This window comes from Rufibacter ruber (assembly GCF_014138425.1).
Lineage (GTDB): Bacteria > Bacteroidota > Bacteroidia > Cytophagales > Hymenobacteraceae > Nibribacter > Nibribacter ruber_C.
Window position 1 is genome coordinate 249,139 of record NZ_JACJIQ010000004.1, and the last position, 22,858, is coordinate 271,996.

Consider the following 22,858-nt stretch of genomic DNA (forward strand, 5'->3'; position numbering starts at 1 on the left):
TGAACAATAAAATCACTTCGTGCACCTTTGTCGTATGGTAAGGCAGAGAAACTTGTAAGACCTAACCAAACACAAGACTATGGAATCACAAAACGAATTAGGATTGGAACGCAAAGACACCAAAGAACTGGCCGTAAAGCTAAACGAACTGCTGGCCAATTACCACGTGTACTACCAGAATTTGCGCGCTTTCCACTGGAACATCAAGGGGGGGAACTTCTTCGCGCTGCACGCCAAGTTTGAGGAGCTTTACACCGCCGCCTTTGAAACCATTGACGAGATAGCCGAGCGCATCCTTACCCTTCGGCACACGCCGCTGCACAGCTTCTCAGACTTTCTGGCCACCTCTACGGTGCAGGAGCGCAAGAACCTGTCAACCGACGTAGACACCGTGGCCGCCACCGTGGAGAACATTGGCCAGATTATACAGCTGGAGCGCCAGGTGCTGGCCCTGGCCGCCGAGCATGACGACGAGGGTACCCAGGGGCTCATCTCAGATGACCTCAACACCCTGGAGAAAACCCTCTGGATGCTCAACGCCTTCCAGGCCTCCTAAGGCCGCGCCACTAAACCCTTTATTTTCTTTTAACTTCCTATAACCATGTACCAAAACCGAGTTTTATCTGTTGGGGCGGAGTTCCCTGCGTTTTCTAAAAAAGCTGTTGTCTCTTTAGAGAAAGACCAGGAGTTCAGAACCATCACTGAGCAGGAGCACCGCGCCAATGACCAGTGGCTGGTGATGTTCTGGTGGCCCAAAGACTTCACGTTTGTGTGCCCCACAGAAATTGCCGAATTCAACAAAAACTATGACGAGTTCCGGGACCGCGACTGCCAACTGATTGGTGCCTCCACTGACTCTGAGTTTGTGCACGCCGCCTGGCGCCGCGACCACGACGACCTGCGCGGCCTGCGTTTCCCCATGCTGGCAGACACCTCCAAATCCCTGGCCGAAGAACTGGGCATCTTAGATGCCGAGGAAAAAGTAGCCTACCGCGTAACCTACATTGTAGACCCCCAGGGTATTATTCAGTGGGTGAGCGTGAACGGCCTGAGCGTGGGCCGCAACGTGGCCGAGGTGCTGCGCGTGCTGGACGCCCTGCAAACCGATGAACTTTGCCCCTGTAACTGGAAAAAAGGCGAAGCCACCCTTACCGTTTAATTGTTTTAAAGGGGAAGTCTGCGGGAAAGCCGGAAGTTAATGTCTGTCGCTTACCGGCCCCGCAGACAAATTAGAGGTTCGTTCTCAGTGTAGTTATTGGTTCTTAGTTTTTAGTTAGTAGGGGATAGCTTTTTCACGCAAACGGCAGATACAATGTGGGTAAAAAGCAGGTTTTCAGCGCGGTGAATTCTGCAAAGTATTTTTGCCGGTAACGCAGGAAAACGCTATTCCCGTTTCTGGCCTGTTTTCCGGAAAGTAGGCCAGAAACAGAAAAGAGCAACTAACTGAAGCAGTTTCTGAACGTTTCCAACTCCTAATTCCCCATTTAAAGTTCCTAATTCTTTGGGCGTGCCCCTGCGGGCCGGGCTATGCGCTGCAAGTCCTTGGGCGTCGTGCCTTGCCCTGCGGGCTTTCCGCTGCTATCCCTCACGCGGGGGTATTGCCTGAGGAAAGGGAGAGGTCAGAGAAGGCAGGTAAGCAAGATTTGTTTAAATACTCTTTAGCAGAGTTCCCTTTTTCAACAGCCTGCCATCTTCCTCTCTGTCATCCTGAAAGGAACTTGTGGGTGAACTAGAAAAGTAGTGATGTGCAGGTATTACCGTTCGCTACCAGGATTCTTTCAGAATGACAAGAGAGCGCCTATGTCTAAAGCAATCAACACGTCCTACAAGTTAAACAGCAACAAAACAATCAGCACACCACTTCCCTGTCAGAATTATTCAACCATCATCCATTAACCATCAGCAATTAAAATGCTTTCCGTCATACAAGAAACCCAACAAGATTTCCTGAAAGACCTGGGCCTGTCTGGCCAGGAATTTGCCCGCCTGGACCAACTGGTGCAAGGTGATTCCAAGTACCTCAAAGACCTGCGCATCAACCTGAAAACCGCGCTGCAGTCTGAGAACGTGACCAGCAAAGAAGCCTATCTCATTGCCCTGTCGGCGGCGGTGAATGAAGAAAACAACACCTTGTCTGAGGCGTTCAAGGCGTTGGCGGCTTCTCACGGCGCTACTGACGCTGAACTGGCTGAGGCCGTGGCCGTGACCTCGTTGCTGAGCACCAACAACATTCTCTACCGCTTCAAGCACTTCATGCACACAGACTTCTATGAGTCTGCGCCGGCTAAGGTGAAAATGAACATCATGATGAACCCGGTGGGCGGCAAAGAGTTCTTTGAGCTGGTGAGTCTGGCAATCTCGGCCATTAACGGCTGTGAGCGCTGCGTGACCTCGCATGAGGAAAGCGTACGCAAATTGGGCGCCTCTGAGCAGCGCATTTTTGATGCCGTGCGCATTGCCGCCGTGGTGGTGGGCGTGAGTAAGGTGATTAAGTAGTACTTCCACTCTTATATAATATACCCCATTCGCCGCAAGGCAATGGGCCAGGAGAACCGCGGTGACAGAAGTCATTTGCGGTTCTCTTTTTATGTAAATACCAAAGCTGGTTTAGGGTTCTGCTGTTCCTGTGGGGGTGTCTGGTCACGCGCCTGCTTGTCTGACCGTTTTGGGGCTACTTTTCTAAAAACAGGCCAGAAACAGAAAACTCAGCGGCGCAGGCAGACCCTTGCGCCAGAATTCAGGAACATTCAAAACAGCTTTATCTCTTTTAAAGACGCAAACAAACTTTAAGTTCATCTTTAAGAGCATGTGTACAGTTTGGTTTTTGCAAGTGAAAACGGGGAGCGAAAGGTTCTACTATTCCGTTGTTTGAGCAGCGTAGCAGGGCTTTGGTGCGAGGTAACCGCCAGGTCAGTTTCTTTTGATGCCCGTTAGCAGCGCAAAAGGCAAATGTAAACAGGTTCTAAATTGGATTATATGAATTGATATGTTGATTCTAATTAGGATATAATTGTGAACCAGATCCCTTTTAGTTAATTTGTTCTGCTATTCCCCCTGTGAAGATAAAGTTTGGAAGAAGACAGAATGCAGGAAAATATATTTTTCTCCCTGGTGGTGGCTACGGTGGGGAGAACAAAGGAACTACAACAGTTTCTCTTGTCTGTGGCAGAATTGCCCTCTAAGAATTTTGAGGTAATTCTGGTAGACCAAAACAGTGATGACAGAGTAGCTGACCTTGTGCCGCTATTCACAGATAAGCTCCACCTGGTGCACTGCAAAATTGAGCAGAAGAATGCCAGCAAGGCCAGAAATGCGGGCGCTGCCCTGGCCACCGGAAGCTGGATTGGTTTTCCAGACGATGACTGTGAGTATACCCCTGATACCATGCAGAAAGTACAGGGGGTGATCACTGAACATGCCCCTGACGTTGTGACCGGAACCGTGCTTGATTTTGATGGCAGGCCCCTGAACCGGTTTCTGTTGAACCGCTGTAAGGTAAGTCTCCTGAATTTTATTGGCAAAGTGTCTGAACCGGCTTTATTTATCAGGAAAGAGATTTTTGAGCAGTTGGGTGGGTTTAATGAAGATTTTGGACCCGGTGGCAAATATTTTTCCTCTGAGTCTTATGAACTGGCGGTAAGGGCCCTCACCCAAAAAATAGACATACAGTTTGATGCCGGTATCCATATTCTACATCCGCGGGTAATGCCACCGTTTCCAGATTCTTACCTGAAACGGGAATACGGCTATTCCTACGGATTTGGGATGGTTCTCAGAAAGCATTTTGGCTGGTGGGCCGCAGTCTATCTGTCAAAGTATGCGCTTGTCTTCACTACAAAGCTATTCAGGTTCACGGGTACCAGGAGAGCGCATGCGTATGTGACGGCCTCTGGCCTCTGGGACGGTCTTTGGCACCGGAAACCCAAGACGGCTGGCTGTGCCAGTTTGACACCTCCGGTTTTGGCGCCGTTGGCCCCGGCGTTTAACCTGCCAAAGCCTGCGGCAGATGCTATCCCTCAAACACAGGAGGCGGGAAGATGAGCAATATGGTTTCAGACGAAAGCCCGGAGGGGACTTGTCTCCATTATGTTGGGTTTGGCGAAACAACCGGATATGGGGTGGCGGCAAAGACCTTGGTGCAGGCGTTGAGAAAAACCGGGACAACCGTCTTTTTTACACAAGTACAAGCTGGCCCCCCTGAAGATGGTGGGGTGGTACTAACCTCAGATTTGCCCCCCGCTGCCCGTTGCCGGTATACAATTGTGCATACGGTTCCTGAATATTATCCTTATTGGGTCCGCAAAGAAAAAGAAGCTACCCCTCCTCAATCGGTGTGGGGATATACCACCTGGGAGACAGACCGGTTGCCGTCACATTGGCCAGCGCTGTTAAACCAGATGGACGGCATTATGGTCACCAGCCACTGGAACCGGCAAGTCTTTGCCCAATGCGGGGTCACAGTGCCTATTCTGGTGCTGCCCCATGTGTCTGAGTTTGAGGGTAAGGCGGGCAGTGACTCAGAACCTTCCCAGACCCTGCACAGTCTCTTCAGAGCTGCCAAAGGGCATTTCCTGTTCTACAGCATAGGTGTCTGGAATGAGCGGAAGGCCCCCTGGGTATTAATCAAAGCGTTTCAGGAAGAATTTAAACCTGATGAGAAGGTGGCGCTGCTCCTGAAGACCGGAGTAGAAGACTGGACCAGCCCCTGCAAAAGAAGGTGGGATAGGCTGTTCAGGAAAAGATTTGGGAGGGCAGCGGTGGCCTTGAGAAAGTGTAGTGAGAAAGGTGGGGCTAAGGTGTTCCATCTGGATCAGGAACTCTCTAACCAAGCCATGGCGCGGCTGCACACCAGAGGTGATTGCTTTGTGTCACTTACCCGGGGGGAAGGGTGGGGAATGGGAGCCTATGAAGCTGCCTGGTTTGGCAAGCCAGTGATCATGACCGCATACGGTGGGGCTTTAGATTATCTGCCGGAAGAACATGCGTATCTAGTACCTTATGAGTTAGTAGCGGTAAAGACCTCATTTGGGCAGGAATCTTACAGCTCTAATCAACGGTGGGCTGAGGTGGAGGTGCAAAAGGCCAGAGAGGTTCTGCGTGATGTCTTCGAGAACCGGCAGAAAGCTTCTGAAAAGGGGGCCAAGCTACAAAGGCATCTGCAGGAGAATTTCAGTGCAACGGCCATTGCCCATAGATGCCTTCAGATTCTGAGTGGGGCAGAGCAACACGCGGTTGGGTACGCAGAGGGAGAAAAGTCTAATAACAGCAGAGAGTAGAGAAGAAACCGCCATGAGTAGAGTGCCTAAAATATACCACTTCGTGTTCGGTCTAAGACCGCAGACAGAACCTTTTCATCTTTTGTACTATCTGTGCCTGGCTTCCTGTCTGGAGGTCAACAAGCCAGATGCTATTTACTTTCACTATAAAAACCTGCCGTACGGGCCTTGGTGGGACCTTATAAAGCCCTTCCTGACGCTGCATCAGGTAGAAGAGAATGATTTTATACGGTCGTTCCAGTATGAAGACAAACAGATAGAAACGTTTAGGTATGCCCATCTGGCTGATATAGTAAGGCTGGAGGTGCTCCTGAAACACGGGGGGGTATATGCTGACATGGATACTCTCTTTGTCCATGAGCTTCCCGCAGAATTTTATGAGAAGCCCTGTGTAATGGGCCGGGAAAAGGTGAACTGGCAGGAACCGGCAGCCGCCAAGGCCGGAGGGTCTCTGTGCAATGCCTGGATACTGGCAGAAAAAGACTCTTCCTTTATCAAACTATGGCTGGAAAGAACCTACCAGGAATTTGATGGCAGCTGGAGCGCACATTCTACTTTCTTGCCTTATAGGTTAAGCCAGGAGAATCCTGCGTTGATTCATGTGGAACCTGAGCGGTCGTTCTTCTTCTTTGACTGGAGCAAGAAAGGAATCAGAGATTTGTTTGAGCGCAAGGAGACAAAGCTGGAAGGGATTTACAGCATGCATCTCTGGAACCACCTCTGGTGGAGCCCCTCCAGAACAGATTTTACCTATTTCAACCATCTGCGGCTTACGCCTAATTACGTAGCGTTTGCCCCCACCACCTTTGCCTCTATTGCAAAACGGTTTTTACCCAGGCAAGTGCCTGTCTCTGTTTCTGAATATAGAAAAGAAGAACTGCGGGGCAGATTAAGAAACATAAGGCAGTACTTACAGAATAAATTTTAACCTGCGCTACATGGCTATTGCAGTTTCATCTTTACTGGGACTTAAGGAGAAGGTAGCACTGGTATTAAACGCGGCACCAAAGGTGCTCAAACCTAAATTTTACCTTTCTACCCTGTACGTTATCCTTATCCCGCTGCTTGATCTGGCAGTGGCTTTCTGGATGTACGCGTTACTCATGGTCCTGCAGGGGGAGGCGGTGCATGTGCTGGGCACCACGCTTAGGGCCGGTGAAATCAGCTGGGTGATTGGGGCCTTTGTAATGATCACGGTGGTGCGGCAGGGGGTGGAGTACCTGTCTATCAGAGTGTCCAGAACACTTTCGCAGGAGATTTTCCAGTCTTTTTCAATCAGGTTGCTGGAGAAGTACCTGTCACTGCCCTGGCTCCAGTACACCCAGGAAAACAAAGCGGTAAGGGTGAAGCATTGTACGGTGACCGCGTTAGACGGTGCCTATTCTTTTCAGGTGGTGCTCAACTTGATAGGGGCCGCCATTTCCCTTCTGGTGCTAGGGATTGCTGCTTTGGTGAAAATGCCGGTGGTGGCCTTGTCAGGAGCTGGTCTTCTGGCGTTGTTTTCAGTTATCTCTAAAAAGCTGATCAAGTCTAAATTGCAGGAGGCCGTGACTGACCATGATACGTATCAGCGCAGATTCTACCAGCGAATGCACGAGAGCCTCAGCCTGCCCAGGGAAATCAATGTGTTCGGGGCCAAAGATTATTTTCAGGGGGCGGTCTTTGCAGAGCTAAAAAGGCTTAACCATGCCAAAATAGATATGTCTGTATTGCCGCATATCCCCAGAATTGTGCTGGAGGCAATCCTTACCCTGGTATTGGCCGCCACTCTCTTGATTGTGACCTGGGTAGAGACGTACAGTTCTGGTGAACTCATTGCCAACCTGGCTACCATTGTAGTGTTGGCCCGGCGCATCATTCCCGCTATGGCGGCTTTCCTGTCTGCCTTCTCTGAATTAGATGGGAGTGTCTTCAATATAGAGGTGATAGAAAAAGAGCTTGCCCAAAAAGGCCGGCCGGAGACTTATTTGCAAGGGAGCAATTCTTTGAATGCAGAAGAGCTGTTGCAACTCCGGCAGATCTCATTCCAATATACAGCCGGGCAGCCCGTTCTGCAGGATGTTTCGCTCTCTATCTGCCAGGGAGATAGAATTGCCCTGCTGGGGGAAACCGGGCGGGGCAAGAGTACCCTGCTCATGATTTCAGCGGGGTTGATAGAGCCCACTGCTGGGGAAGTGATCATTAGCAGTACTGGGGGGCATACTCCTAAAAGAGCTTACGTGCCGCAGGAAGTGGTTCTGCTGAGCGGCAGTGTACTGGAGAACATCTCGTTTGGCGAAGCAGCGATTGATGAGGCCTGGGCGTGGCAGGTACTGGAGGCCGTGATGTTGAAAGAGTTGGTGTCACAGCTCCCGCAGGGTATTCTTTCGCCCATTGGAGACAACGGGGTCATGTTCTCAGGGGGGCAGCGCCAGCGGCTGGGAATTGCCCGTGCCCTGTACAAACGCCCAGACCTGCTGTTCTTAGATGAAGCAACCTCTGCCTTAGATGAGGAAACCGAGCAGGTAGTGATGGCCAACATAAACACATGCCTTCAAAAAGGCGCGGTGCTGTTCATTACCCACCGCAAGTCTACCGCTGAACTGTTTGCCACTTATACCGTGCATTTAACTTAGCAGAAGCGGTATGGCAAAGGATTCACTTCTCTTTCTTAGCCCTGTTCTCCCCAATGCCAACGGCAGCGGGCGGGAAAAGAGAGCCCACCAGTGGCTGATGCTGCTGTCACAGAAATATACGGTGCAGTGGTTGGTCATTACCTATAGCCAGGAGTTGGCAGACGCGGCGCAACTACTACCCCACACCCAGGCTGTGCTGCTGCAATACCCCAGATGGAAACGGTGGGCGCAACTGCTGCAAACGGTGTTATCTTTTCTAGTGGGGCCGGTGAAGGGGGCCTTTCTGCTGGAATGGATGCCCCTGCGGCAGCCACAGAAAGATGCGCTGCGCCCAATCTATCAGGATCAGGATTTTGCCAAAATACTGGCATTCAGGCTATACATCAGTGAGTATGCCTTCTTTCTGCAACAGCTGACCAATACCCCTTTAGTGGAGCTGGATTTAGATGACATTGAGTCTTCTACCTTTTTGAAAACCAGCCGGATCTTGTTAAAGGGGAAATTATACAAGAAGGCTTTTCTGAAATTTGTGGCGTCTCGCCAGTTTCGCCTGTTTGAAAACCAATACCTGAAGAAATTTGACAAAGTGTACCTCTGCTCCCGGGAGGACCGGAAACTGCTGGAGCAACGGCTGCCAGCGGCGACGGGTGCAGTTTTCCCCAACCGGATGTATGGGAAGACCAATAGTTTTGGGAAACCTGATCAGGTGCAGCGGCTGCTCTTTGTAGGAAGCCTGGACCACTATCCTAATGAGGAGGCCGTCAGGTGGTTTATTGAACAGGTATTGATCCCGCTACGGGAGCAGGACAGAAAGTGGGAGTTGCAGGTAGTGGGCTATGGTGCCTCAGAAAAATTGGAAGAACATTTAGTAAACCAGCCAGGCGTGCTGTTTTCAGGGCCTGTTCCAGATCTGGGGCCTGTGTATGCGCAGGCAGGTATTGTGGTTGCTCCCTTGCACGCCGGTGGCGGTACTAAGCTAAAGGTTCTGGAGGCTATGTGGCACGGCCGTCCGGTGGTAGCAACGCAGGAAGCTGCCTATGGCCTGGGAATTGCAACCGGCACGCATTATCTATTGGCAGAGACTCCGGCAGAGTATATTCAACAATGTGTCAAACTGGCGACAGATTCAGTCGTTTACAGCCAGATAATAGCGGCCGCGGCAAAAGTGGCCAAAGAAAAATTCAGTTATCACGCTGAACATCTCCCGGAAATCTGGGAATAGTGTAGGTTAAATCTTTACGTAATGAGAATTCTGGTAGACCCTGAAATATTCTTCTTTGGTCGTTGCGGCATGGTGCGGTACTACAGCCGTCTTTGTGAGGAATTAGAGAAAAAAGGCCATCAAGTAATTGTACCTTTGGTGCGGTCTAACAGTGATTTCATAAGTGGCAAATGGCAGAAAACCAGTGTCCTGGGAGCCTTGCCTTTTGGCCGTAAATTCCTTGACAAGGTAGATGTCCTTTCTAAGAAGTGGTATTATAGGGCCATAAAGGCCCTGGAGTATGACGTAATCCTGCTTACCTCCCCCGTGTTTGAAGATGGGTTTCTGCAACACCTGCCTCCGGGGAAGCCTTTTGTGATGGTAGTGCATGACACCATGCGCTGCGTTCTGGGTCCAGACGGGTTGTTTGATCCCGCCGGCAGCAATGCTGATAGATTATCTTACCTCATCAGGAGGGCTGCTAAGGTCATCTGTATCTCTGAGACTACCCGGCAGGATACCCTGCGCCTTTCATTGGTAAACAGTACTAGCTTATGCACCATCTATACAGGAAACCTGTTGCAAGCGGGGCCTGAAGAAGCCCCGGCGGTGCCGTTGCCTGCTAAATTTCTCTTGTTTGTGGGAGACCGGACCGGGCGTAAAAATTTCAGGTTTTTCATTATGTCAGTGGCCCCGTACCTGAAGGGCCAACCAGACCTTTACCTGGTGTGCACAGGCAATGTCACTGTGTGGGAGGAAGACCTGCTGGTAAGCCTTGGCCTGAAGGGGCAGGTTCTCTTTGTAAATGCCCCTGATTCAGTGTTGCGGCAACTTTACCAGCGGGCGCTCGCCCTTGTCTATCCTTCTTTGTATGAAGGTTTCGGGCTACCTGTTTTAGAGGCTATGGCACTGGGATGCCCGGTGGTGACCTCTACCTGCGGGGCGTTGGTAGAGGTTGCAGGAGAGGCAGCGCTTTACGTTGACCCAGCCTCCAGTGATTCTATCTTGCAGGCCGTGCGGCAAGTGGTAGAGCAAGCAGATGTACGTGCCCAGTTGCGCCAAAAAGGGCTCCGGCAAGCCGAAATTTTCACGGTAGAAAAAATGGTCTTGGGTTTTGAGGCTGTTTTTCAGAAAATAAGCCAAAACTAACCTGCTTCCAGTTTGCAATTGTTTCACCTTATGAAATGTCTGCCAAAGAAAGTCTCCTGTTTTTGGCCTGTTTTTCAGAAAGTAGCCCGAAAACAGGACGCTTTCTTTATTGCACGTTTTATAGACTCCTCACCTTAAAAGATCCATACCCTGCCATCCTTATGACCGCATGCTCAAAAGACCTCGCAGCGTCTTTCAGACCTGCGAGTGTCTGTGCCGATAGCCTTTGCTTTATAAATCATTTACAGTTAAGGTAAACAGTAAGCAGTAACTTATTAACCCACCGCAACCCCTCCCTGGAGGGGCTGGTTCTATATGTCTGCTCCCTCCGCAGTTCGGGATATACAATCCCGAATTGAAGTATCCCTCAGATTTGCCATCCGCGCTACAGGAACCAAGAGAGAAGGGGATTGGGGATTTCAAATCCCCTCAGTATCTGCTTCCGAATTGCAAATCCGGAAGAGCGGCCTCTTTTCTAGTAGAACTTAACGGCCCTGCCTCCCAGGAGGGGAGGAACAGTTAAGCGCAGGGGGCATACGCGATACGCCCGCACCAGCAATGCGTTTTCTCCTGTGTCAACATCCCCTTCGCCCCTTTCAAAGGGGAGTATCTTGAATGCGTGCGGACACAAGCGGACGCTTGCGCCCGGAGAAGTAGATGTGCTGCAATTACTCTTTATGGAAGGCTAATAATTTTCCTTCCATTTAAAAAACAAAAACGCCTCCCGTTTTTCAACAGAAGGCGTTTTTGGCCTGTTTTCCAGAAATCAGCCCCAAAACGCAGCAAGCGGGGTTCCCCTCTCCGTGGGAGAGGGGCTGGGGGTGAGGTCTCCTACTTCGCGTAAGAAACAGAGCGCATTTCCCTGATCACGGTAATCTTGATTTGACCCGGGTACTGCATCTCTTTCTCAATCTTCTGCGAAATGTCAAAAGACAGCTGGGCAGCGCGTTCGTCGGTCACGTTGTCGGCGTCTACCATTACGCGCAGTTCGCGGCCGGCCTGAATGGCGTAGCACTGGTTCACGCCGTCAAAGGAGTGGGCGGTTTCTTCCAGTTCTTTCAGGCGCTTGATGTACGACTCCATGATTTCGCGGCGGGCACCTGGGCGGGAGCCGGAGATGGCGTCACAAGACTGGATGATAGGCGAAATCATGGCCGTCATCTCAATCTCATCATGGTGCGCGCCAATGGCGTTGCACACGTCTGGGTGCTCTTTGTACTTCTGGGCCAGCTGCATACCAATGATGGCGTGCGGCAGCTCCGGCTCCTCGGTGGTTACTTTTCCAATGTCATGGAGCAAACCAGCGCGTTTGGCGTGTTTTACGTTCAAGCCCAATTCTGCGGCCATGGTGGCGCAAAGGTTGGCAACCTCTCTAGAGTGCTGCAGCAAGTTCTGGCCGTAAGATGACCGGAAACGCATGCGGCCCACCATCTTAATCAGTTCTGGGTGCAGCCCGTGAATGCCCAGGTCAATGGCGGTACGTTCACCAATCTCCACAATCTCCTCTTCAATGCTTTTCTTAGTCTTGGTCACCACTTCCTCAATGCGTGCCGGGTGAATACGTCCGTCGGCAACCAGGCGGTGCAGGGAAAGGCGGGCAATCTCGCGGCGTACCGGGTCAAAGCCTGAGATAATAATCGCCTCTGGCGTGTCATCTACAATGATCTCCACACCCGTAGCGGCTTCTAGGGCTCTGATGTTACGTCCTTCCCGACCAATGATTTTGCCTTTGATATCATCAGACTCAATATTGAAGATAGAAACGCAGTTCTCAATGGCATGCTCGGCGGCGGTGCGCTGAATGGTCTCAATCACTACCTTTTTGGCTTCTTTGGTAGCGGTGAGCTTGGCCTCGGCTACAATGTCTTTGATGTAAGAAGAGGCACGGGTAGAGGCTTCAGATTTCAGGTTCTCCACCAGTTGCTCGCGGGCTTCGTCGGCGCTCAGGTTGGCGATGCGCTCCAGGCGGCTCAGAATTTCGTGGTGGTCCTGCTCCACTTTGGCCAGCTTGTCTTTGTACTGGGTCTCCAGGTCTTCTTTGCGCTTGTTGAAGCCCTCTAGCTGCTGGTTCAGTTTGTTCTGGAGAACGTCTGTATCTTGCTCTTTTTTCTTGAGGTCTTCCAGCTGCTTGTTAATCTGCTGCTCACGCTGCTTAACCTTCGCCTCGTTCTGGATGATGATGTTTTTCTTGTGGTTGGCCTGCTCCTCGTGCTCGGCTTTCAGCTTCAGGAAATGCTCCTTGGCTTCCAGCATCTTGTCTTTCTTCTGGGTCTCGGCTTTGGCTTCCGCTTCGCGGATGATGAGGCTGGCGCGTTCTTTGGCCTGTTCTTCCTGCTCTTTGAAGAGCTTCATGAGCAGCACGCGGCCGGCGTAGAACCCTACGCCCAAGCCCACAATGGCTGCTAAAATGATATAAATAGTCATGACTACAACGTTAAAGGGTTACGTTATAGCAAGGAGACAAATCCAGTTTTCGGCTTAGCCGAGCTGCAGAGAAGAGAGCAGTTGGTTTAAGGACGAGAGTTTCTGTTCCAACGTGTGTTGGGTTTCCAGCGCGGCGTCCTCCGTCTTTATCTTGTCGGCGGCGGTTTCCAGGGCAATCATGGCCAGCAAATCCTGCTTGTCATGAATCCCGAACTGCTCCCTAAACATCTTCAGGCGCTCATTCAGGTATTTGCCGGCCAGCCGTAGCCGTTCTTCCTCGTCCTCGTTTACCCGCATCGGATACTCGCGGTCGGCTATCTTGATTCTAATAGATAACTCACTCATGTCCAGATGCTTTTATGTGCTGCCGTGGTGCGTTTGTTTGTTAGAAGGTGCAAAGTGCGCGTAGTGAAAAATGGCCGCATTCTGTTCCTTTAGGTTCTCTCAACTGTATTCTAGCGCGCCGGAGCGCGGCAAGGTGAAATTATCTATAACGCAACCAGGCAAGCCGTTTTCTATTCTCTTAAATAAGCAATGCACTTGTCAATTTCGCGCAAATACTCGTTTATTTTCAGCTTCAGCTCCGTTGAACTGGCAGTGTCTACTGCTATGGTTTGTACAATTTTACTAATATTATCTTGATTCTGAAAATTTTTTATCTCCTCGTCCCGTTCCTGAATCACCTGTTGCAACCGCTCAATTTCCTGGTGCGCGGCCCGCAGCCGTTCCTGCCCCGCCTGGTACTGCTGTACCAGCTGGTGCACTTTGCCCTCAATACTCTGTATCTGCTGTAGGTAGCTTGGGTTGGCCATTTTACTTCCTGATTACGGCTCCTAACTGGTGCTCAAACTGTTGCATGAGGCGGCTCATGGTAGCATCAATCACTTTATCAGTCAGGGTCTGGTTCTTGTCCTGCAGGGTGAAGCTGATGGCGATGGCTTTTTTACCGGCCTCAATCTTGTCACCCTCATACACGTCAAACACGTTCACGTCCTGCAGAAGTTTCCGCTCCACGCGCTGGGCCACCTGCTTCATCTGGTCAAAAGTCACGGCTTTGTCTACCACCAAGCTCAGGTCACGGCGCACCTCCGGGAATTTGGAGAGTTCCTCAAACACCAGTTTGTCTTTATAGTTGCGCAACAGGTAATCCCAGTTCAGTTCAGCGTACCACACTTGCTCTTTCACGTCAATCTGCTTGCAGACGCTGTCTTTCAGCAAGCCAATGTGGCCCAACGTCACATCCCCTTTTTGATAAGTCACGCCCCCGGCGAGGTACGGGTGCTCGGTAGGTTTGGTCGTGTAATTCGGCTGACGGCAAAGCGTAAGCACCTGCTGCACCTGCCCCGCCAAATCATGGAAATTGGCTTTGGCCGTAGCCTGTTGCCAGCTCTCAGCGGCTTTGTTGCCGGTCTGAAACAGCGCCAAATAGTTATTCTCTTTGAACTTCTCGCCGTCTTTGCGGTACACTTTGCCTATCTCAAACACCTTCAGGTCGCGCTGACGGCGGTTGATGTTGTGGCGCAATACTTCCAGTCCTGAATACACCAAGGTAAGGCGCATGGCGTCTAAATCTTCTGAATTGTAGTTCAGGATAGGCACCAGTTCGGCGGGCGTGTTGCCCTCAGCGTCTTGGTAGTAGTTGGAGTTGGTAAGCGAGTTGGTGATGATTTCCAGGAAACCGTTGGCGGCCAAGGCATCAGCAATGCGCTTGGTAATCACCTCCGGGTCTGGGTTCGGGAACTGCGCCAGGTAGCTGGTCGCCAGGTTCTCGCTGAGCGTGATGTTGTTATAGCCGTAGATGCGCAATACTTCCTCCACCACATCGGCTTCTCGCGTCACGTCTACTTTAAATGGTGGAATAGTTAACAGCAACTCCTCTGCCGTTTCCTCGGCTATCTCAATACCCAAGTCCGTCAGGATTTCTTTGATTCTGGCTTCGCCGACGTGTTGGCCAATGAGTTGGTGCACCTTCGCGTAGCTCACCCTGATTTGCGTAGGCTGCACCGGCGTTGGGTACACATCTACAATCTCTGAAGAAATTTCGCCGCCGGCCACTTCCTGAATCAACAGTGCCGCGCGTTCCAACGCGGTGATGACCATGTTCGGGTCCGTGCCGCGCTCAAACCGGAACGATGAATCAGTTTTAATCCCATGTATTTGACTAGTCTTTCTAATGCCAGCAGGGGAGAAGTAAGCGCTCTCTAAGAAGATGTTCTTTGTCTCAGCAGTCACACCCGAGTTCAACCCACCGAACACACCCGCCAGTACCATCGGTTCCTCGGCGTTGCTGATGGTTAGGTCTTCGGCGCGAAGCGTGCGCTCCACGCTATCTAACGTGGTGAACTTGGTTCCTTCTGTGGCATTTTTTACAATGATTTTTCCGCCTTTAATGGTAGCGGCGTCAAAGGCGTGCAGCGGCTGGCCCAGTTCATGCAGCACGTAGTTGGTCACGTCTACCACATTATTAATAGGCGACAAACCAATGGAGCGCAACCGCTGCTGCAACCACTTAGGCGACTCCTGCACGGCCACGCCCGAGATGGTCACGCCGGCGTAGCGCGGACACGCCACCGTATTTTCAATCTCAATGGAAATAGGCAGGCTGGTATTGGCAACTTTGAAACCGCTCAGGTCTGGCAGTTGGTAAGGCGTTTTGAGCAGCGCCTGCAAGTCACGGGCCACGCCCAAATGTGAAGCGGCATCAGCGCGGTTAGGGGTTAGGCCAATCTCAAACACCTCATCAGACGCCAGTCCAAAATAGTCAGCCGCCGGCGTTCCGTTGGGTAAATCCGTGTCCAGCACCAGAATGCCCGCGTGGTCGGTGCCCAGGCCAATCTCGTCTTCGGCGCAAATCATACCTTCAGACAAGGCCCCGCGTATTTTTGATTTCTTGATTTGGAACGGCTCGCCGCCCGCTGGGTATAACGTGGCACCCACAGTGGCAATCACCACCTTCTGCCCCGCCGCCACATTAGGCGCACCGCAGACAATGTGCTTGGGCTCGGCCTCGCCGATATCCACGGTGGTCACGCTCAGTTTATCGGCGTCTGGGTGTTTGGCGCAGGTGAGCACTTCGCCAATGACCATGCCTTTGAGGCCGCCGGGCACCACCTCTACGGTGTCAATGCCTTCTACTTCCAGGCCGGCATCGGTGAGGAGTTTGCCCACTTCCTGGGCAGGTTTATCTATAGAGATTAAAGTCTTGAGCCAATCAAGGGATATACGCATGGTGTTCTGTGGTTACGGGCGCAGCTTGCGCCGCACTTTGTGCCGTTTCTGGGCTACAATTTTCAAAATTACCAAAAACTGGTAAACATGGATAGTGGAGGGGCGTTATTTTGTGACCTCACCCCCGGCCCCTCTCCCACGGAGAGGGGAGTAGATTTTGCGTTTTCGGCCTGTTTTGGCCAAAACAGGCCGAAAACGCAAAATCAACTGGCGCGAGACTTCAGTCTCGTGACTTGTAGTGGTGCGAGTCTGGAGACTCGCCGGGAACCACATAAATAAAAATGGAGTCTGGAGACTCCACTCATCCATCGGCACGAGTCTGGAGACTCGCGCCAGCGGCGGCGGCCTTCTCAGTTTATTTAAGAGCGAATTCTTTTTCGCCCGCGGGGATCTTCACTTTCAAACGGTTTTCGGCCGGAGGCATGGGGCAGGCAAATTCAGGGTTGTAGGCGCAGAACGGGTTGTAGGCTTTGTTGAAGTCCAGCACAATGGTTTTGCCGTTGGGAATGGCATCCAGGTAACGGCCGCCGCCGTAGGTCTCAAAGCCGTTGGTCTGGTCAGTAAACGGAATGAAAAGCGTGTCTGCCGTGGAACCGGCTTTCTGGAACAGGGTGAGCGTATGCGTCTGGCCGTCCAGCTCAAATTCGGCTTTGCCTTTCACGTAATAGGGTTCCTGCGTGCCGGTGGTCATGGGCATGGCAACGGGTTCTGGACGTTCCTCTGCCATAAAATCAGCGGTGATTTCATAGTCGCGGGTGGGGGCGTAGTAGGTGAGCTTGTCAAACCGGCGGCGTACCGAGTCGGGCAGCGGTGAATTGGTGACGCTCCGGAAGTTAAGGTCTTTGTTTTCACGGTACTTCAAGACGGCTTGGCTGTAGCTCTCATCATTGTAGAACAGGTCTGAGACCCAGTAGCCAATAATCAGCAATACGCCCAGGATGATGATGTATTTGAATCCTTTCATGGAGGCAGGTGGTTGAGCCCGCAAAGTTCGGAAAGAAATTGACAGCTTGTTCAGTTGATTTTTGCAAGAGGTGGAAATGTGGTTTTGGGCCTGTTTTGGGAAAAGTAGGCCGGAAACGCAGTTGGCGCAGACGCTTGCAGGTCCTCCGGACGCTACGAAGTCTTGGGAGCAGGCGGTATTGCGGTGTAAGATGCAAGGAATCTACCCGTACCCCTCTGAGGAGGGGAATATTGTTGAATAGTGGTTGACAACGTGTTTTGCAACAGCAACCCTTCTTACAATTATTACTTCTACCAATACTCCCCTTTGAAGGGTAGGGGCGTTAAGTTCTCCGCTGTTCGGGATTTGCCATCCTGAATGATAATATCCTGAAGTTTTGCAATCTGTTACAGTAGCCAAGAGAGAAGGGAACGGGGATTTCAAATCCCCTCTGTACCTGCTTCCGGATTGCAAATTCGGAAGAGCGACCTCTTTTAGTAGAACTTAACGGTAAGGGGGCGAAGAGGGATGTTTACACCAGCGGGTCTACGTTTCCCAGATAACTCCCCTCCTCGGAGGGGGAGGTTCAATTCGTTTGCCCCCGAAACACTGCCTGCTCAAAAGACCTCACAGGTTTTGGAAACCTGTGAGGTCTATGCCAGGAACTCCTGCCTTTTCCCTCTAAACCCCCTCATCCTACCCTTCTCCTGTGGGGAGAAGGAAGGGCGTCTTTGCGTTTTCAGGCTGTTTTTCAGGAAACAGGCAAAAAACAGGAACCTAGACCCCCGCAATACCGCCTGCTCCCAAGACCTCGTAGCGTCCGGAGGACCTGCGAGCGTCTGCGCCAATTTCCGTTTCCGGCCTACTTTTCCCAAAACAGGCCTAAAACAGAAAAGGCAGCCACTTGTCAGCAACTGCCTTCCTTTATGAAAGAACTACCGGCCATTCCTAAAGCAAATCCTCATCGGCGAAGCTGTAGTAACTGCTATCGGTGAAAATCAAGTGGTCCAGGATGGGCAGGTCTAAAACTTTTCCGGCTTCCTGCAGTTTTTTGGTCAGCGAGATGTCAGCGGCGCTGGGTTTGAGTTGGCCCGAGGGGTGGTTGTGCACCAGGATAAGGGCGCTGGCCAGGTTCTCCAGGGCGTGCTTGAAGATGAGCTTGGGATCAGCCACGGTGCCGGCCACGCCGCCGCTGCTGATCTGGATTTTCTTCATAATCACATTGGCGCGGTTTAAAAGGATGATCCAGAACTCCTCATGCGGCAGGTCCAGCAGGTGCGGGCGTATGTACTCATAAATGTCAGTGGAGCAGGTGATGCGGGTTTTCACCGCGGGCGCGGCTTCCTTGCGTCTTCGGCCAAGCTCCAGCGCGGCCACAATAGAGATGGCCTTGGCTTCACCTATGCCTTTGTGCTTCTGCAGTTCCTTGACGGTGAGTCTTGCCAGGGCGTTCAAGTCATTGTCTACGGCGTTCAGAATGAGTTTGGCTACGTCTACGGCGCTGAGGCTGGGCGTGCCGGAGCCAATGAGAATGCCAATGAGCTCGGCGTCTGAGAGGGCGGCGCGGCCTTTGAGCAGGAGTTTCTCGCGGGGGCGGTCTTCTTCGGCCCAGGATTTGATGGAGAGCGGGGCGGCGGCAACGTAGACGGTAGACATGCGTTTCTGGGCTGTTTTTCTGAAATCAGGTCAAAATTGACTCTACAAGCCTAACCCGTTAGAAATAGTTCACCGCGGCGTTACAATTTCACGTACATCCTTCGTTGTTGCAACATAGATTTGCCGCTTTGCTTCAGGATTTAAAGAAATATGACCAGACTGATCATTACGTTAATACTCGTTTTACTGATAGATATCTATGTTTTTCAGGCGGTGCGCACAGTTACCGACACGTGGGCGCCGGGGCTGAGAAAGGCCATGTACATTGGCTATTGGGCGGTGAGCCTCTTTACCCTGGGCACCCTGTTGCTGGCGCTGCTCTCGCGCGGCACCGCGCCCAACCCTATGCGCATGCAGGTGGCCAACGTGCTGTTCATTCTCTTCATCTCTAAACTGGTGGTGGTGCTGTTCCTGCTCATTGATGATTTGGTGCGGCTTACCCAATTCTTGTCCAACACCTTCCGGGGGCCGGAGAAGCCCCAGTTTGACCTGTCGCGCCACAAGTTCCTGAACCAGCTGGCCCTGGTCATGGGGGCGCTTCCGCTGGCGACCTTGATCTGGGGCATGGTGAAAGGGGCGTACTCGTACCAGGTGAAGCGGGTGACGCTCCAGTTCCCCAACCTGCCGGCGGCCTTTGACGGGTTTAGGCTGCTGCAGATCACAGACATGCACGCGGGCAGTTTCTCCTCAGGTGAACCGCTGGAGGAAGCCGTGGCGCTCATTAATCAGCAGGCCGCAGATGTGGTGGTGTTTACCGGTGACAGTGTAAACAACGTAGCCACAGAACTAGAGCCGTACGTGCCCATTTTAGCCAAGATAAAAGCACCCAGCGGTGTCTATTCCATTCTGGGGAACCATGACTACGGGGACTACGTGCAGTGGAGCAGCCGGGAGGCGAAGCTGGAGAACCTTACAGCGCTTAAACAGCACCAGCGCCGCGCCGGCTGGGACCTGCTTCTGAACGAGCACCGCGTCTTTGAGCGCAACGGGCAGCGCATTGCCCTGCTGGGCGTAGAAAACTGGAGCACGCGCATGCACTTCCCCCGCTACGGCAGCCTGGCCCGCGCCCATTCCGGCACAGAAGACATTCCGTTCAAGGTGTTGCTCTCGCATGATCCCTCGCACTGGGACGGTGAGGTGAACACCAAATACCAGGATATTGACCTTACCCTTTCTGGCCACACCCACGGCATGCAGTTTGGGGTCAACATTCCCGGGTTTAGATGGAGCCCCGTGCAATACGTGTACAAGCAGTGGGCGGGACTCTATAAAAGAGGCAAACAGCACCTGTATGTGAACGTGGGGCTGGGTTTTCTGGGCTACCATGGCCGCGTGGGCTTTCTGCCGGAGATCACGGTTTTTGAATTCAAACGGGCGGGAGCATAGACCCGCTTCGCGGAATTATGTAAGGTTTTTTTAGTTGGAAGTGCAACCGCTGTTTTTGGCCTGTTTTTATGAAAACAGGCCAAAAACAGCGGTTTTTGCTTTTGTAAACCTGTAGAAGGCGCAAGGATGATAGCTGGGGATTATTTAAATAGTGCAATTGGGTAAAAACCTGACCAGGGCGCTGCCGTATCAATGGGGGAAACCAGGGCACTTCTTTGTGCCGGTTTCCTGAAAACTGATACAACTGTTATGAAAAAGCTATTATTCATGTGGATGGCGGTAGGGGCCTTGTCTTTCACCGCATGCCGCGAAGACGCCGGCACCTCCAGAGAAACCAATGAAAACGACAGCCAGACGCCAGACCGCGCCGCTGGCGAAAGCAAAGAGACTTCTTCGCTCAACTATGATTATGACTCTGAGTACCGGGAGCGGGCCAACCGCATGGCCACCCGGGTCTCACAGGACCTGTCATTAGACACCGCTGCCCAGGCCCGCCTGCGTACCCTGTTCTATAACCGTGCCCGCCAGATGGACGAGCTGGAGATGCGGTTCAGTGGCAATAACCAAAGCGCGGGGCTTGCCTCAGACAGCGGTGGTATGATGATGGACGATCAAATGATGTCTGATGACATGGCCACTGACAGCGGTATGTCCGGTAGCAGCAGCGGCGGCAGCAATATGCAGTCCAGTGCCTCCTACTCAAGTGACTACCCCAGCCAGTATTATGACGAGCTGGAGTCTATCAACAGCAATGTAGATGTAGAGGTGAAAGGCTTTTTAACGCCCCAGCAGTTCAAGCTCTATGAGACCAACCGCACCAAGTACTATGACATGGACATGAAGTACAAGACTGACAGCGGAGCCAAGATGAAGGTAGACGGTGACGAGGCCAAGATCAAAGCCGGTGACACCAAAATCAAGCGGGACGGTGATGAGTTCAAGTATGAGTCTGGTGATACCAAACTGAAACGTGACGGTGACGAAGTGAAATATAAATCTGGAGACACCAAAATCAAAAAAGACGGTAACGAGTCTAAAATCAAAACCGAAAACACTAAAATAAAAATGGAGAACTAACCGTTCTCTCGTTAACTTTGAAAGGCTTGCCCACAAAAGGGCAAGCCTTTCCTTTTTAGCATTGCCTTCCTTTCTATGATGAAGCGCCTGAGCTTTCTTGTTTTCTTGTTCTGCAGCCTCCTACCCCTGCTTGCCCTGCAAGCGCAAACCAACCGGCACAACGTGTGGGTAAGTGGCCAGGTGCTGCAGGCAAAAGATAAAACCCCTGTTGCAGGCGCCTCTGTGTACCAGAAGAGCAACGGCGCGGGCGTAGCCACAGATGACCAAGGTAGGTTCAGGGTGCAGATGCCGGCCTCAGATACGCTCGTCTTCAAGGCTTTGGGCTACAAGCAGAAAGTCTATGTGCCGGCCCTGCGCAGCGTAACTGAACTCAGAACCAATATTCTGCTGGAGGAGGAGAGCGTGCAACTGCAGGAGGTGCGGGTGTCACAGCTGAGCCAGGAGAAGGTAGACCGCGTGCTCCGGAACATGAAGCCCCGTCCGCCAGCGCCTAAGCCGCGCATGAACCCCATGGTGCCCCGCATCATCATTCCGCCCAGCCCGCCAGAAGACCCTGCTATTTTCTCCAGCCCGCTCAGTTTCCTCTATGACCAATTCTCAAAAGAAGGCAAGCAGCGGCGGCGGCTCTCCCAGCTCAAAGAGGAGCGCGACCGGCAGAAGGCCGCTGAGAGAGCCATTCTCCGGCAGGACTCCCTCCGGCAGGCCCGGCTGCGGTACAACCGGCTGTTCAAAGACACCACCAGTTTCTATGACCCGCGGTGGTAGTACCCCCTTGTCCGGCAGGTATGAATTTTTTGGTTACTTTTGTGGTTGACTCTGAGTAATAGACTAAAACACGCATAGATGTATCTCAATAATATAGTTGAAGCCATAGGCAACACACCGCTGGTTAAGCTGAACAAGGTAACCGAGGGGGTGAAAGCCACCGTGCTCGCCAAGGTTGAATACTTCAACCCGGGCAACTCTGTAAAAGACCGCATGGCCCTGCGCATGATAGAAGACGCTGAGAAAGCGGGCATCATCAAACCGGGGGGGACCATTATAGAAGGAACCTCTGGAAACACAGGCATGGGCCTGGCGCTGGCCGCCATTGCCAAGGGGTACAAGTGCATCTTCACCATGTCTGACAAGCAGAGCCCAGAGAAGATCAACATCTTGAAAGCGGTGGGTGCTGAAGTGGTGGTATGCCCCACCAATGTGGCCCCAGAGCACCCAGATTCCTATTATTCAGTAGCCAAGCGCCTGAACCAGGAGATTACCAACTCGTTCTACCCCAACCAGTATGACAACCTCTCTAACACCGCTGCCCATTATGACACCAGCGGCCCGGAGATCTGGCAGCAGACAGACGGTAAAATTACCTGCTTTGCGGCGGGCGTGGGCACGGGAGGTACTATCTGCGGCATCTCCAAATACCTGAAAGAGCAAAACGCAGACCTCAAGGTGGTGGGCATTGACACGTATGGCTCGGTGTTCAAAAAATACAAGGAGACCGGCGTCTTTGACGAAAACGAAATCTACCCGTACGCGACAGAAGGAATTGGCGAAGACATTCTCCCCAAGAACGTTGACTTCAGCCTCATAGACACCTTTATTAAGGTAACTGACAAAGACGGGGCGCTCATGACCCGCCGTCTGGCCAAAGAAGAAGGGCTGTTTGTAGGCTGGTCCTGCGGATCTGCCGTGTACGGAGCCCTGGAATATGCCAAAGAGCACCTCACTGAGCAAGACACGCTGGTGGTGGTTTTGCCAGACCACGGCACCCGCTACCTGGGCAAAATCTACAATGATGACTGGATGCGTGCCCAAGGGTACCTGGACTAGCCCGTCTGTTTCCGGCTACTTTTTTGAAAACAACCCCAAAACGGCCAGCCGGAAGCAAATCCGGCTGGCCGTTTTGCTT

The 22,858-nt window shown here is 52.1% G+C and carries 18 protein-coding genes and 1 pseudogene; 13 read left to right on the forward strand and 6 right to left on the reverse strand.

Going from position 1 to position 22,858, the window contains the following annotated elements; all coding sequences use genetic code 11:
* The first annotated feature begins 79 nt into the window (after positions 1–79).
* From FHS90_RS06600 to FHS90_RS06640, 9 genes are all read left to right on the forward strand, one after another.
* Complete coding sequence (locus FHS90_RS06600) at positions 80–556, forward strand: Dps family protein (RefSeq protein WP_066831869.1); 477 nt, start codon at positions 80–82, stop codon at positions 554–556.
* 45 nt (positions 557–601) lie between these two features.
* Positions 602–1,159, forward strand: coding sequence for a peroxiredoxin (locus FHS90_RS06605; RefSeq protein ID WP_066831871.1), 558 nt, complete (start codon positions 602–604; stop codon positions 1,157–1,159).
* Between the two features lie 752 nt (positions 1,160–1,911).
* Positions 1,912–2,496 (forward strand): carboxymuconolactone decarboxylase family protein, encoded by a 585-nt coding sequence (locus FHS90_RS06610; RefSeq protein WP_066831873.1) that lies wholly within the window; start codon positions 1,912–1,914, stop codon positions 2,494–2,496.
* A 588-nt stretch (positions 2,497–3,084) separates the two neighbouring features.
* On the forward strand, positions 3,085–4,041 hold the full coding sequence (locus FHS90_RS06615) for a glycosyltransferase family 2 protein (protein ID WP_182512439.1): 957 nt from the start codon (positions 3,085–3,087) through the stop codon (positions 4,039–4,041).
* Positions 4,038–5,276 (forward strand): glycosyltransferase family 4 protein, encoded by a 1,239-nt coding sequence (locus tag FHS90_RS06620; protein WP_182512440.1) that lies wholly within the window; start codon positions 4,038–4,040, stop codon positions 5,274–5,276. The genes FHS90_RS06615 and FHS90_RS06620 overlap by 4 nt, the downstream gene beginning before the upstream one ends.
* Before the next feature lie 13 nt (positions 5,277–5,289).
* Complete coding sequence (locus FHS90_RS06625) at positions 5,290–6,204, forward strand: glycosyltransferase (RefSeq protein WP_153042603.1); 915 nt, start codon at positions 5,290–5,292, stop codon at positions 6,202–6,204.
* Between the two features lie 10 nt (positions 6,205–6,214).
* The gene (locus FHS90_RS06630) at positions 6,215–7,891 is read left to right on the forward strand and encodes an ATP-binding cassette domain-containing protein (protein ID WP_182512441.1); all 1,677 of its coding nucleotides are present in this window, start codon (positions 6,215–6,217) and stop codon (positions 7,889–7,891) included.
* Between the two features lie 10 nt (positions 7,892–7,901).
* The gene (locus tag FHS90_RS06635; protein WP_182512442.1) at positions 7,902–9,113 is read left to right on the forward strand and encodes a glycosyltransferase; all 1,212 of its coding nucleotides are present in this window, start codon (positions 7,902–7,904) and stop codon (positions 9,111–9,113) included.
* 21 nt (positions 9,114–9,134) lie between these two features.
* Entirely contained in the window at positions 9,135–10,241 is a 1,107-nt protein-coding gene (locus tag FHS90_RS06640) for a glycosyltransferase family 4 protein (protein WP_182512443.1), read from the forward strand.
* 831 nt (positions 10,242–11,072) lie between these two features.
* Here FHS90_RS06640 and rny read toward each other — a convergent pair.
* The 6 genes from rny to radC all read right to left on the reverse strand — a co-directional run bounded on the left by rny (position 11,073) and on the right by radC (position 18,492).
* Positions 11,073–12,665 (reverse strand): ribonuclease Y, encoded by a 1,593-nt coding sequence (rny, locus tag FHS90_RS06645; RefSeq protein WP_182512444.1) that lies wholly within the window; start codon positions 12,663–12,665, stop codon positions 11,073–11,075.
* 54 nt (positions 12,666–12,719) lie between these two features.
* Positions 12,720–13,010, reverse strand: a complete 291-nt coding sequence (locus tag FHS90_RS06650; protein ID WP_066831888.1) for a cell division protein ZapA — start codon at positions 13,008–13,010, stop codon at positions 12,720–12,722.
* A 170-nt stretch (positions 13,011–13,180) separates the two neighbouring features.
* Entirely contained in the window at positions 13,181–13,477 is a 297-nt protein-coding gene (locus tag FHS90_RS06655; RefSeq protein WP_182512445.1) for a hypothetical protein, read from the reverse strand.
* Position 13,478: 1 nt separating this feature from the next.
* Positions 13,479–15,893 (reverse strand): phenylalanine--tRNA ligase subunit beta, encoded by a 2,415-nt coding sequence (pheT, locus tag FHS90_RS06660; RefSeq protein ID WP_182512446.1) that lies wholly within the window; start codon positions 15,891–15,893, stop codon positions 13,479–13,481.
* Between the two features lie 355 nt (positions 15,894–16,248).
* Entirely contained in the window at positions 16,249–16,857 is a 609-nt protein-coding gene (locus FHS90_RS06665) for a DUF1684 domain-containing protein (RefSeq protein WP_182512447.1), read from the reverse strand.
* A 927-nt stretch (positions 16,858–17,784) separates the two neighbouring features.
* On the reverse strand, positions 17,785–18,492 hold the full coding sequence (gene radC / locus FHS90_RS06670) for a RadC family protein (RefSeq protein ID WP_182512448.1): 708 nt from the start codon (positions 18,490–18,492) through the stop codon (positions 17,785–17,787).
* Between the two features lie 150 nt (positions 18,493–18,642).
* Between radC and FHS90_RS06675 the strand changes: the two genes are divergently transcribed.
* The 4 genes and pseudogenes from FHS90_RS06675 to FHS90_RS06690 form a co-directional block, all read left to right on the forward strand.
* Positions 18,643–19,878, forward strand: a complete 1,236-nt coding sequence (locus FHS90_RS06675; protein WP_182512449.1) for a metallophosphoesterase — start codon at positions 18,643–18,645, stop codon at positions 19,876–19,878.
* 249 nt (positions 19,879–20,127) lie between these two features.
* Complete coding sequence (locus FHS90_RS06680; protein WP_153042690.1) at positions 20,128–20,955, forward strand: hypothetical protein; 828 nt, start codon at positions 20,128–20,130, stop codon at positions 20,953–20,955.
* Between the two features lie 75 nt (positions 20,956–21,030).
* Positions 21,031–21,720 (forward strand): carboxypeptidase-like regulatory domain-containing protein, encoded by a 690-nt coding sequence (locus FHS90_RS06685; RefSeq protein WP_182512450.1) that lies wholly within the window; start codon positions 21,031–21,033, stop codon positions 21,718–21,720.
* Between the two features lie 78 nt (positions 21,721–21,798).
* Positions 21,799–22,776: pseudogene (locus FHS90_RS06690) on the forward strand (PLP-dependent cysteine synthase family protein); the annotation flags it as partial.
* Positions 22,777–22,858 lie beyond the last annotated feature (82 nt).